Source organism: Micromonospora costi (assembly GCF_003626655.1).
Lineage (GTDB): Bacteria > Actinomycetota > Actinomycetes > Mycobacteriales > Micromonosporaceae > Micromonospora > Micromonospora costi.
On the sequence record NZ_RBAN01000002.1, the window covers coordinates 98,450 to 111,339 of the forward strand.

General features: G+C 70.0%; 6 protein-coding genes and 1 pseudogene. 3 read left to right on the forward strand and 4 right to left on the reverse strand.

Annotated elements, in window-relative coordinates:
- Window positions 1-38 precede the first annotated feature (38 nt).
- From D7193_RS11370 to D7193_RS11380, 3 genes and pseudogenes are all read left to right on the forward strand, one after another.
- Complete coding sequence (locus tag D7193_RS11370) at window positions 39-842, forward strand: ABC transporter ATP-binding protein (protein WP_120779478.1); 804 nt, start codon at window positions 39-41, stop codon at window positions 840-842.
- Window positions 843-1,030: 188 nt separating this feature from the next.
- A pseudogene (locus D7193_RS34825) lies at window positions 1,031-1,231 on the forward strand (transposase); the annotation flags it as partial.
- A gap of 928 nt (window positions 1,232-2,159) precedes the next feature.
- A complete protein-coding gene (locus D7193_RS11380; protein WP_158674795.1) occupies window positions 2,160-3,737 on the forward strand; it encodes a tannase/feruloyl esterase family alpha/beta hydrolase in 1,578 nt (525 codons plus the stop codon).
- A 121-nt stretch (window positions 3,738-3,858) separates the two neighbouring features.
- Here the strand turns inward: D7193_RS11380 and D7193_RS11385 are convergent, their stop codons facing one another.
- The 4 genes from D7193_RS11385 to D7193_RS11400 form a co-directional block, all read right to left on the reverse strand.
- Complete coding sequence (locus tag D7193_RS11385) at window positions 3,859-4,860, reverse strand: DUF2637 domain-containing protein (protein ID WP_120779481.1); 1,002 nt, start codon at window positions 4,858-4,860, stop codon at window positions 3,859-3,861.
- Window positions 4,857-7,901: an AfsR/SARP family transcriptional regulator gene (locus tag D7193_RS34575; RefSeq protein ID WP_277749902.1), complete on the reverse strand. Its 3,045-nt coding sequence runs from the start codon at window positions 7,899-7,901 to the stop codon at window positions 4,857-4,859. The genes D7193_RS11385 and D7193_RS34575 overlap by 4 nt, the downstream gene beginning before the upstream one ends.
- A gap of 546 nt (window positions 7,902-8,447) precedes the next feature.
- Window positions 8,448-10,556, reverse strand: a complete 2,109-nt coding sequence (locus D7193_RS11395; RefSeq protein WP_147434364.1) for an AfsR/SARP family transcriptional regulator — start codon at window positions 10,554-10,556, stop codon at window positions 8,448-8,450.
- Between the two features lies 1 nt (window position 10,557).
- Entirely contained in the window at window positions 10,558-12,459 is a 1,902-nt protein-coding gene (locus tag D7193_RS11400) for an Hsp70 family protein (RefSeq protein WP_338324087.1), read from the reverse strand.
- Window positions 12,460-12,890 lie beyond the last annotated feature (431 nt).

The window sequence follows — 12,890 nt, forward strand, 5'->3', positions numbered from 1 at the left end:
TCCTGTCCGCCGGCTTTGGCAAAACTAGGAGGTAGGCAATGCTCGAGGTGCGCGGCCTGCGGAAGGTCTACGGCGGCCACGGCCGAACCGTCGAGGCTGTCCGAGACCTGACGTTCGAACTGAAGGCGGGGGAGCTGGCCTGCCTGGTCGGCCCGTCCGGCTGCGGCAAGACGACGTTGCTCAAGTGCATCGCCGGCCTGCTGGCGCCAACGTCCGGCGAGGTGTCGGTGCACGGGCAGCGGGTCGCCGGGCCGCCGGCCGACATGGCGGTGGTATTCCAGGAGTACGGACGCAGCCTGTACCCGTGGATGACGGTGGGAGCGAACGTCGAGCTTCCGCTGAAGGAGAAGCGGCTCGTTCGTGCCCGGCGACGTCAGCTCGTCACGGATTCGCTCGCCGCCGTGGGCCTGCATGACGTCGAGAACGCGTACCCCTGGCAGCTGTCGGGTGGAATGCAGCAGCGTGTCGCGATTGCCCGGGCGTTGGCCTACGAACCGCAGGTGCTACTGATGGACGAGCCGTTCGCTGCGGTCGACGCCCAGACCAGGGCGGATCTCGAGGACCTGGTCCGCTCGGTGTGGCAGCGGTTCGGTATCACGCTTCTGTTCGTCACCCATGACATCGACGAGGCGGTCTACCTCGGCGAGCGGGTCATCGTGTTGTCCGCCTCGCCCACGGTCGTGCAACACCAGGTAACGGTTGACCTGCCCACCGAACGTGACCAGTTGGCGACCCGGTCGCTGGCGCGGTTCGCCGAATTGCGCGCCGAGATCTACCAGCAGATCCACCAGGCCAAGGCAGCGAGCACGGCGGACCGTCTTGCAGCGGAGGCGCTCGCCTGAAGTCGAGGAGCCGGGAGGGATTCCCCTCCCGGCTCCGAAAGATGGGCGTAACAGCGCCCTTACCCAGCTCTTGTCATCCCGGCTGTCAAACGCCGGACCCAGGCCCGTAAGACGAATGGTGTACCTCCTGATCAAGGAGCCGCACCTTATGTCCGAACACTCGACGGCCGCCATTGCTACCGAGACCGCCCCGCAACCGGGACGGGCCATTCACCCGGCAGATCCCTCGCATGCGTCAGCGCCGGCTGCCCGGCGTGGACGGCATGGCGACCTCCCTGTCCGCCACGGGCCTGACCACCGGCGAGATCCGGGTCTATCTGGTCAAGGTCTCTGGCGCTGACGTGTCGCGGCAGAGCAGCCGCACGATCACCGATGAGGTCGTCGAGGGCGCAGTGCCGAGCTCACCGATGCATGGCACGACAGTGGCAGGTCTCCGGCGATCGTCAGGTCGCGGTAACAGGCGTGGGCGCCATCGAGTCCGTTAGTGCTCGTGTCCGCCCCGCCGTCCGCGTCCACGGCCACTTGCCCAACAAGGCCGCCGAGCTCAAGTGCGTATACCTCGCGATCATGATCCTCAACCTCATCCGGCCAGCGCCGTGGACGCTGGACCATGCGCGGGAAGCCCACGCTGAAGGCCTTCGATATCGCCTGAAGGACGCCTGCCCACCGGCCGGCCGAAGCAGCCGTCAACAAACCGGGTCACCCCGTTCGTTTGACAGACCCCTACCTGCCGCCGCCGCCCTCCTGGCCCCCGAAGCTGCCCCTACCGCCGGTAAGACAGTTCCCGGACACGAAGAATCCGCGCACCCGCGGCGACACGCGACCGTCCCGCACCCACTACACCGAGACAGAACGGTCAGCCGAAACGGTGGGAAGAAATCAACACCCTCCGACGAATCGAACCCAAGCAGTGCCGGGGCGCGCCCAGGGCAGACCGATTTGTCCGGCCCCGCGACGGGTGTTCCGCTTACCAGAAAATCATTACGGACATGTTCCTATTCGCGCAACAAGATCTTACGCTCCTAATCTAGATAGGACTCCGCTGCGGGGTGCGGGCAACGGGCGAGATACGCCACCTCATGGGCCAGTCAGTTACCCCCTCGGACGTACCTGGTCCACGTCTATCACTCGGGAGGTTGTGACTCCGCGCGCCCGGTCACAGCAGCTGTGACCGGCGAAAACGCGCCCAGACAAGGTGGGCCGACGCTACCGAAAGCGGTTCATGAGGGTGTCGGTCTCGAACTCGGGTGGTGGCTGGATCGAATCGGTCGCCGCATTTCTGCGTGCTCTTTTTTCCGGTTGGTTGGAGGTTGGAGCGTGGCTGTGGTGAGATTGACGCGGCTGGTCAAGCTCGCGGTATTGGTTCCCGTCGTCGCGGTCTCGGTGAGTGTTCTACCGGCGGCGGCGGGCGCGGTTCCAAGGTCGGGGCCGGCGCGTTCGTGTGCGAGCCTGACCGGGTTGTCTATTGCGAATACGGCGATTGACAGTGCGGTTGTGGTGCCGGCGAGTGGAGCGACGCCGGAATACTGTGCGGTCCGGGCGACGGTGTCGAACCCGCCGACGTATTCGAATGCGGTGCGGGTCGGGGTGTTCCTGCCGACGCGAGGGTGGAACGGTCGTTTCGTGGGAACCGGTGGTGGCGGGTTCAGCGGTGGCAACCCGAACAGCCCGGACGCGGCGATGGTCCAGGCGGGGTACGCCACGGCGGGTACCGACGCCGGGCATGCGGGTGCGTCGGGGAGTTTCGCGCTCAACGCGGATCGGACCTTGAACTGGCCGCGTATCGATGATTTCGGTTTCCTAGGTATCCACAACATGACGGTGGTGGCGAAGGAGGTGGTGAACGCCTTCTACGGCAAGGCGGCGGAGTATTCGTACTTCAACGGTTGCTCTACGGGTGGCCGGCAGGGGCTGATCGAAGCGCAGCGGTACCCGACCGACTATGACGGGATCGCGGCCGCCTCTCCCGCCATCAACTCGCAACTGTTGCGGACCGTCCAGGCCTGGGGCCAGATGCAGATGCAGCTGGCGGGCAACTTCCTGCCGCAATGCAAGTTCGATGCGTTCAACCAGGCGGCGATCACGGCGTGCGACAACCTGGACCGGGTCACCGACGGGATCATCAGCGACTGGAAGTCCTGCCAGTACGATGCCCGCCGACTGGTCGGCACGGTGACGCCATGCGGGACGATCACTGCGGCGGACGCCGACATCGTCAACAAGATCTGGCAGGGACCGGTCGACCCGAAGGGCAACTCCCTCTGGTTCGGGCTGCTGCGTGGCACCCGCTTCAACGGCTTGAACAATACGGTGACCACGGCGGACGGCACGACAACCGGCTCGCCGTTCGCCGCGATGAACGACTGGTACCGGTACTTCCTCAACCAGGATCCGAACTGGGACTGGCGAACCCTGACCTATGACCAGTTCCTGCGAGCCTTCCAGCAGGCCGGCTCGCAGTACGCCGACTTCGACGTGACCGCCGCCGACAGGATCGACCTCACGCCGTACCGCGACGCCGGCGGCAAGCTGGTGATGTGGGCCGGCGCCAGTGACGAAGTGGTCTACCAGCAGGGCACGGTGGACTACTACGAGCGGGTGAAGGCCACGGTCGGCGGGGCCAAGGAGACGGAGAAGTTCGCCCGGTTCTTCTTCGCCCCCGGCGTCGAGCACTGCGGCGGCGGCGTCGGCGCGGAGCCGACCAACGCCTTCCAGGCCGTGGTCGACTGGGTCGAGCACGGCAAGGCGCCCAGCCAGCTGACGGGCGAGAAGGTCGACGCGGACGGGAACGTCGTGATGACCCGTCCGGTCTGCATGTACCCGCAGGTCGCCAGCTACAAGGGCAAGGGCGATACCAACACCGCCCGGAACTTCCAATGTAAGAACAGCTTCTAACCAACTGACAACCACATCGAGGCCCCGCCCAACCGGCGGGGCCTCGATCATCGGCGGGTCATCAACCGGCCCGCTCCGCCTGGTAGGCGGCGAGACGCTGCTCGTATCAGGCCGTGTGCCGCTAGCGACGGGCGCGGAGCTGATCTGTGAGTGGGTTTGCCTCCTGCCCGTTGTCGGCGCGCGGCGGCGAAGGTGGCCAGTACCGGCGCACGGTACGTTCGGAACGCCCGATCTTGGCGGCGATCTGCGCGGGATGCAGCGACGGGTCGCGCTCGTACCAGTAGGCGACGGCCGCAGGCGTCTTGAAGGGCGCCTCAAGGCCGTCGGCTAAGTCACCATCCGGGCCGCCTTCGCTGGTCCCGTCGTTCTCGACCCGGCGTGTCCGCGCCGCGACGTGCCCGCCGCGTGGTGCGGATGGTGAGCGAGGAGCCTTGTCGCCAGCAGCTGGGGTGCGCCCGTTGGCCCGGCTGCCGGCGTCGGGGTTCGGCGGGTCGTCGGCTTGGCCCTTCGTGCCAGCTGCTTGCTGCACCTGCCCGTCTTGCGTGGATCCGGTGAGGGAAGCTGAGGGTGCGGTGGTCTCCGATTCCCGGGACGAGAGTGGGCCGGCCAGCCGCGTTTTCACCGGAGGCTGGTCATGGCCGCTGGGTGTGAGGGCGGCAGATGGCGCACCAAAAGCACGGATGCGTCCAGCGATTTCGACGAGACTGATGCTGGCGACAACGACGAGGCCGTCAACGGAGAGGGGTAAGAGATAGGAGGCACCTGCGTCGGTTTCACCGTAGCGGGCGGCGACGCCGACCATGTGCCAGTAGCTGACCCAGGCGGCGATGCTGGCGATCGCGGTGGTGGCCAACATCCGCAGCACTGCGAGCGGTCGGCGGTGGGAGGGCACGCGGGAGATCAGCTCGACGGTGAGGAGCAGTGCCAGTGGTGGCCAGGCGGCGATGATCTGGCTGACCGGGTGAGGTCGGGCGTGCAGCACGTTCGCTGCGATCGAGGCGACCACACCGAGGGTAAGCACGGTGCGCACGGCCCACCTCAGCCGCCGCAGTCGCCGGGCCTCCGTGTAGCCGAGCAGTGCAGGGTCGTTGCCGGCAGGCACAGAGAGCGGTGCGGTGTTCATGCTGCATCTCCCCTGCCGGGCAGGGACGCGGGCGGCGGCTGTACGTGATGACCAGGGCGTTGCATCCTGGCGATGAGGTCGTCGGCCAGGGCGGTGATGTGGTCGCCGGGTTCGGCGTCGATCTCGCTGAGCGCGCGGGTCAGCGCCCGCCGCAGGGACCGGATCGCGTCGAGGTGTCCGAGCGCCGCGTGGGCGCACATGGCCTGCTGGTACAGCTCTTCGGTGTACGGGTTGTGGCGGATAGCCGTGGCCAGGACGGCGAGTTGCTCGGCCGGGTTGTCGGCGAGGGCGTCGGTGAGGGCCAGGTAGGCGTCGAGTGCCTGTTGGCGCACCGCTTCCCGATACGGTTCGATCCACTCGTACGTGGCGCCGTCGGCGAAATGACCCCGGTAGGTGTCCACGGCACGGCGCAGTGCGGCGACACGAGCTTGCGGCGTGCTGGCTTGGTCGGCGTCGCGGATCGCGGCGCGCATGCGCCACAAGTCGACGTCTATCCGGTCGGGGTTGAGCGCGTACCGCTGGCTGGGGTGGGTGAGGTATATGCCTGCGCCGCCGATGCGGCGCATGACGGCGCGCAGGTCGGACACGTAGGTGTACAGCCGTCCGGGTGCTTTGCTGGCGGGGGCGTCGGGTAGCAGGTCGTCGAGGATGGCCTCGACGCGAGCCTGGCCATCGTGGACCGCCAGGTACACCAGCACCTCGAGGGATTTCTTGCGCAAGGTGGGCCGGGGGCCGGCGTCGACGATGCCGGGTGGGCCGAGCACGTTCACTTGCACTCGGCCGTGGTGTCGGCGCTCGTCGCCCTCGGACGGCGCGTGGGTCCCCGTCCGGTCACCGGAGGCAGCATCGGACTCGGTGGAGCGGTGGTGCTGGCTGCCGTCGGTATGCCCGGGCCACGTATCGGTCTCCGCAGGCTTAATGTCTAGTAGCGCAACACGGTCGAGATCCTCAGCGGTGTCCGAGGCAGGTGGCAAGGCGGCATTCGTCGGGTTCTGCGTGGGTGGCGGTCCGGCAACTCCAGCCGTCGACCGGTTGGCGGACTGGGCCGCCGACGCGTGGGCCGGTTGCCCGGCTGGTGGGGTGGGCTCGATGACGGCGGGCGTCTGCGGTTGGCCGGTGTGCGATTCGGCGAGGGTGACGAGCAGGTCGAGCGTGTCGGCCGGCGTGAGAACGGCCAGGCGCCCAATGTCAGCGGGGTGCTCGTCGCGTCGGGTGGCGTCAGTGTCGGCAGGCGTGGTCGTGCCGTCGTCTTTGACGACGATGGTGTCGCCGTCGGGCCAGGCACCGAGCAGCACGCCGTGGATGTCGAGACGCCCGCCTTGGGCGAGTAACGCAGCGATGCGGGTGCGCTGCCGGCGGGTGGTGGCCTCGGCCAGCAGCAGGACTGGTGGCACTGGTTCCTCGGTGGGATCGGCGGTGCGCAGGTCGGCCACGGTGTTGACGTCGTGGGCGTGGACCAGGCGGCTGCGGTGCAGTGCCTGCGTTTCGAGCAGATCGAGGGCCTCGTCCAGGCTGGCGGTGACCGCCAGCCTGGGAGTGTGGGGCAGCGCGGCGTCTGTGCCGAGCAGCGTCGCTGCAGTCGCGGACGGCATCACCACGTGAGTGCGCTCAGTTGGTGCGTTGGGGCCGCCGGAGGCGAGAGCGGCGGCCAGGCATCCGCGGGCGGCGGCGTCTGCGGCGGGGCCGGTGAGCCCGAGGCCCGCTGGCGGCCAAGGCGTGGACAGCGGGTGCGCGGATGACGGTACGACCGGGCGAGGTGGGGTGGAGGCTTCGACGGTGGGCTCGTGGTCACGGTGCTGCCTGGATGGTGCCTGCTCGTCGCCGTCGAGGTCGTTGTCGGAGTCGTCGGCGTGGACGTCGCTGGGTTGGTGTGCCGTGTAGCGGTGAGGCGGTTCCGGGTCGGAGTGGACGTCGTCGTGGCGGCTCGCGCTGGGCAGGTCGCGGTCGTGCGCGTCGTCGAACGAGTCCGGCCGGGCGTCGCGGGGTTCGCCGCTGCCGGGCGCGGGCTGAGTGTGGCGTAGCCGGCGGCGGATCTGGTTGACCACAGGTCGCATCGGTGCCAGGTCCGAGCCCGCGAGACGAAGGTCTGGAGAGGGTGGGCGACGGGTGTAGCGGCGGCGCCGGTGCGCCCAGATCAGCGCGACGGCGGTCGTGATCGCGGCGGCGAGTCCCAGGTCGAGCCAGCTGCCGCTGGGCAGCAGGATGCCGTGGGGCTGGTTCGGCTGCCCCGTTGGGAGGCGCGTTGGCTCAGCGTTGCCGGCCGACGGTGATGAGGTTGGCGGGGGCGACGTGGCGGGTGCGGTGGCGGGCGGCGGTGAGCCGGCGGCACCCCCCGGTCCGGTCGCGGTTGGCGCGGCGCCAGGCGTCGCCGGCGATGCGGCTGCGCGGTCTGTCGATGGGGTTGCCGCTGACGAGGTGTCGCCGGAGGGCGAGGGGTGCGTGGACGGGACTGATGGCTGAGGGCCGGGTTCGGTAGGCGCGTCGTGGTTCCGCTGCGGTGGGGCCGGCCGCGGGGCGTCCGATGGGGCGGGGTCGGTGGGCAGTTCGAGTTCCCAGCCTGGGTAGATGAGGTTCGGGTCGCGCAGGGTCCCGCCGACGTGAGGGAAGTGGGTGCCGCGGTTGAGGGCGTAGATTTCCGGCCATCGGTCGGGGTCGCCGAGGGTGCGTGCGGCGATCCGGCAGAGGCTGTCACCGCGGCGCACGGTGTAGGTGGGGGTTGCTGGTTCGGCCGAAGGTGGATCGGCGCGGTCGATGGCTTGCGGGGTCGGCGTTGCGGTGGCCGGTTCAGTAGCGGGTAGCTCGCCGCTGGTCGTGGTGGCCTGGTGGGCGTGGGCGGTGGCGCCGGTGACTGTGGTGACGGCGGTCGCGCCGAGCAGCGCCGCGGCGAGGCTTTGGATCGGGCTAGGTAGGCGTATAGAGGCGTTGCCGCGCACGCGGCGGGCCAGTGTGTTGTAGACGTGTGTGAACACGGCGGTGATCAGCAACAGCCATAGGGCCGTCGCGGCGGCGCAGGCGAGGGCGATGATCAGGTCGGCGTTCAAGGGTTGGGTGATCCACCGCTGGACGGTGCCTGGTGCGGGAACTGCGGGCGCCCATCTACCGCTGGCGGCGAGGAACGCAGGCGCTGCGGCGGTGGAGAGAACGCTGGTAGCGATTGCGAGGGCGCGTGGGGTTCGGGATGTCACCTGGCCTCCGTTCTCCGTTCGGCCGCGACGGCTGCGCTGGTGGGAAAGCGGCGGATGATGCCGTGACGCTATGGCCGTCGGCGCGACGGCAGGGCGAGCTGTCGCCTGACAGCACCTCACACGGGCTCACACGGCCTCACACGCGCAGATCAGGGCCCTGGCCGTTGCCGCGAACGCACTGGGGGCTTCCCCTGCCGGGATGGCGTTCGCCTGCCTCTCGGCGGTGCTTTGGAGGACGCAGACCGGTGGGCGGCCTCTCATGGCGATCGCCTAGTGGTGAAGGATCCCGCTGCGCAGCGCGCCGGTCGGTTAGCAACGATGGGCTGCCGGGCGCCTTGAGAGCTCGGAAAGGCCAAGGACCCCGTTGCAGGTGCCCCGTTGTCTGTCCGACGCGGTGGTCGGTTATCGGCTAGCGGGGGCGGTCTCGCTCACGCCGACGGCGGTCGCGCTGAGGTTGTCTTCGGGGTGAAGGTCCGCGCCGGTGAGTCGGCGGCGGTAGGCCTCGCGTAGCTGGTGGGCCGCTGCGGGGTCGCCGAGCGCGGTGAGGGTGTTCGCCGCGCGGGCGTGCAGGTCGGCGTTGTAGGGGTCGATGCGGATGGCGGCCTGCAGCAGAGCAAGGGTGGATTGGCTGTCGGGTGCTGCGTCGGCGAGCGCCACGTAGGCGTCGATGACGTGCCGGCGCAGGGTCTCCCGGATCGGGTCGAGCCAGGGCCAGGTGCGTCCGGTGGCGAGCTCGTCGGGGTATGCGTCGATGACGGCCTGCCAGGCGGTAGTGGTGTCGGTGACGGCGGTGGCGGCGTGCTGGATGGCGGTGTGGAGACGCCACACGTCGACGTGAACGTGGGCGGGGTTGAGGCGGTAGCGGTCGTCGGTGTGGTCGATGACGTTGCGCCCGTAGCCCGCCCGGATGGTGCTGCGGAGTTCGCTGAGGGTCGTGTAGAGCCGGCCGGTGAGGGTGTGTGGGGGCGGGCCCGGCCAGATGGCGTGGATCAGGTGCCGGGTGTCGGCGCCATCGGGGTGGGTGGCGAGGAAGGCGAGGATCTGGGTGGCGGCGGTGCGCCGGACGGTCAGTGGTTGTCCGTCGATGAGCAGTGTCGGTTCGCCTAGGACGCGCAGCTCAAGCCGCCGTGTGTCGTCGCCGGGCGTCGGGCGGGGTTCGCGACGGGTGGGCTGGCGCGGCAGGCGCTGAGCTAATGTCGCTGCGGCGGGAGCAGGCGGCGAGGCCGGCGACGCAGGGTTGATGGCTGGCGGGTCGGAGTGGGCGATCACGGTGAGCAGGTCGCTGGCCGCTACCGGGTCGAGAACACACAACCGTTGTCCGGCCTGGCCGGGGCGGCGCGAGTCTCGGATGCGGCCTGCCTGATCGACCTGCCACGTTTGACCAGCCGGCCACGGTCCCAGCACGACGACGGTGTGGGTGCCGGCGTCGAGACCAGCCACACCTCGATGGTCGGCTGCTCCGGCTTTCTCGTCGACGATCAGTACGAGGGCTAGTTGTGAATCGGTTGTTGTCTCGTGACCGGGCCGGCCGGAGCCGCCGTGTGTGCTGCCGCCTTGGCCGCCAGATCTGGGTTGGAGGAGCCGCACCGCGTGGTCGACGTCGTCGGCAATGGTCAGCCCGGGGAGGCGTCGGGCCAGTGACTCGGCGGCGGGGCCGAGCAGACTGGTCAGTGCGGTCCGGGTGATGACCAGTGACACTGTCGGCTGGTGTTGCCCGGCGAGCAGGGTGGTGACCAGGAGTCCCCTGCCTGCGGCCAGCGCGCCCGGCCCGGTAAGTCCGACGCCACTTGCGGGTAGGACTCCGCTCGCCGGCGTTGGAGCGTGTGTGGGGCGGACGAGGGTGGCGTTGGTGTCGGCAGGCGGGGATGGGTGTTCGGCGAGGGCGGCCTGCACGGCGGCGGCGGTGGCGGGCAGCGGGGTCAGGTCCTGGTCCACGCCACCGGGCTGGCGGGGTGGGTGGGGCCGGTAGGCGCGGCGGCGGCGCAGCCAGACGAGGGCGGTCGCGGCGGTGACCTGTTCGGCGACGTCGCGGGGCAGCCAGCCGCCCGGCACGACGATCCCAGCGTCGCGGAAGGCGCTGCCGGCGACGTCGCGGGTGTGGCTGGGATCGTCGGGGTTGGCGGCGGTCGCGGGCAGCGGTGGATGCGGTGCCGGTGCGGTGATCGCGTTGGCGCTAACACCGAAGACGGCCGCGCCGGCCATTCCACTGGCCGTCGCCTGCAGGGGTGTCGGCAGGGGCACGCGCCCCAGCCAGGACACGGTCGCGCGCAGGCGGGCCAGGACGCGGATGGTGACGGTGTAGGCGAGGATGAGCCACACCAGCCAGGCCGCGATCGTCAGCGCGACCGTGAGCGTCTGCTCCGTCAGCGGATGCTGCACCCACGCCCGCAGCTGCTGCACGGTGGGCCACCCGGAGATGGGTGGGCCGACCAGGCGCAGCAACAGCATCGGTGGGCCCGCCAGGAGCGCGAGGACGATCAGCAGCGACATCAGCTGCCGCGGCCACCGCACCTCACCCACCCCCACCCGGCGGCACCCCAGCCGGCACCTGCGACTGCGGGGCCGGGACGGTGGTGGCGGGGCGGATGATGCGCGTCCACAGCCGGGCGGCCCACCAGCCGGCGACAGCGAGGGCGTAGATGACGCCCAGGATCCCGGCGGCCTGGTCACTGACGATCGCCGCGGAGATAACCGCGAGCGGGGCGGAGAGGATGAGGCGGAACACTAGCGGCGCCACCAGCGCCATGACCACCCCGACGCCAAGGAGCAGCCCACCGACACGGCCGGCGATGTCAATCCACAACACCATGTCGGGCCACCGTTCGGCGGTCAACGAGTACTGCACCAGCACCATGCCCGCGGCGGCAGTGATGATCGATCCGGTGGGTGCGGCCAGCAGCGCGGACCAGCCGCCGTGCGGGACACGCCACTGCCGGGCGGCGACCACCGCCATCGCCACGGCCATCACCGCGATCGGGGTGATCGGCCACAGCGCCCAGCTCAGGAACCGGCCGACTGGCTGGCCGAAGTACTGGCTGGCGACCACCGCGTAGAGGCCGGCGATCGCGGCGCCGAGAGACACCGCGGCGAGGATGCCGACGCTGACCTTGCCACCTTCGGTCCGCGTACCGGGTGTGGGGCTGCGGGCGGCGATCAATGATCCGAGGACGGTTCCTCCGGCGAGGCTCGCCAGCAACGCGAATACGGCGGCCATGGTGAACTCGCCCCAGTTCAGGTCCACCCAGAAATGCACGCCGAGAGTGTTGTGCTGCTCCGCGGTCAGGAGGCACTGCCAGATCAGGGCCAGGGATGCGAAGCCGGGTACGGCGATCGCGACCGCCCGGCGCACAGGCGGCACCGGCACCTCCACCACCCCAGCGGCGCCAGGGCTGGTCGCTCCGGCGTCTGCGGCGCCCCGAGCAGCGGCGAATCCCGGGTCGACGACGATCGTGGGAGTAATGCCGCCGTGTTCGGCGACGGCCGTGGCCAGCTGGGGCAGGTGGGCGCTGCCGCCGACGCAGTAGATTCCCGCGAGGTCCGCGGCGGTGAGCTCGGCGGCGCGGATGGCCTCGCTCGTCAGCGTCGCCACCCGCTGCAGGACAGGACGGGCGGCGTCCTCGAGCAGGGCGTGGTTCGCGATGACGGGCGGCCGATCGGGAAGCGGCACCGTCACCGCCGGGTGAACACCAAGAGCCTCCTTCGCGGCGCGGACGCTGTCGATCACCGTTGCCTGTCCCCCACCGTCGGACGCCACCGCTGGGCCGAGGAGGTTGCCGGTGAGCGCTTGGTCGATCGCGGCGCCGCCCGCAGCCGGATCGGCGAGGGTAGCGAGGACCTCCCAGCCAGCGGGTCCGCGGCGCAGCACCGTCACCTCGGCGCCGGCGCCGACGTCGCAGACGACGATGAACGACCCGACCGGCAGCTGCACCCCGACCGCGAGCAGATGCTGCGCCACAGCTACCGGGGCTTCCACAAGGCGCGGCTGGGACAGCCCCGCGCGGTGCGCGACCTGCCGCATCCATGTGCGCCGTCGTGGTCCCCACCCGGCCGGCACCACCAACCGCACGTCCCGGACCGGCCCGCCCGCGGTCCTTTCGGCTTCGGCCGCGGCCCGACGCAACGGCGCCGCCGCCACGTCCAGCGCTGCGACGCCGGTTCCGGCGACGGTGGGGTCATCGTCGGCCGGGCGGCGTGGGCTGGGAATCAGCCGATGCGGCTCGGTCGCGCCGGCCTGCCGGGCCTGCTGCCCTGTCCACACCTCACCGCCGTCAGAGACGTAAACAACGCTGGGAAGGCACGGCGTGCCGTCGAAGATCAAAGGCGTCGAACTGCCGTCAGGCCAGGCGAGGACCGCCTTGGTGGTGGTCGTGCCACAGTCGATCGACAGCCGCGCCTCCCCCGCCCGCATACGCATAGTCAAACATGAGGATCACGTTCACGTCACCCGCCGATCACCCACAGAGACCACAGCAGCGCATCCTCGCCGGTCAACAGCAACGCTCGCCGTACGTCCCCGTGCACCCCCGGAGGAACACATGACCAACCCGACCACCCCCATGTCCGCAGAAGCACGCGACATCACCGTGAGGTGGACCCAGGCAGCGCTGGCCACCGGACCCGCCGACCGGGACCGCACGGAAGCCGCCGGTCGCGCGGCCTATCGGGCCGCCGGGCAACCAGAGCCATCCCGCTTCGTCTGGTGCCCCTCACCGTCCGCCGCTCTTCACCAGTTGCGGCGCCTCCTCGATGGCGGGCACACGTCGTTGGTCGGGTCAGTCCGGCGCGCGAACCTCAACCGCTGCCTCGCCGCGGCGCGCGCGCCGATCTGGGAGCAGACCAGCGACG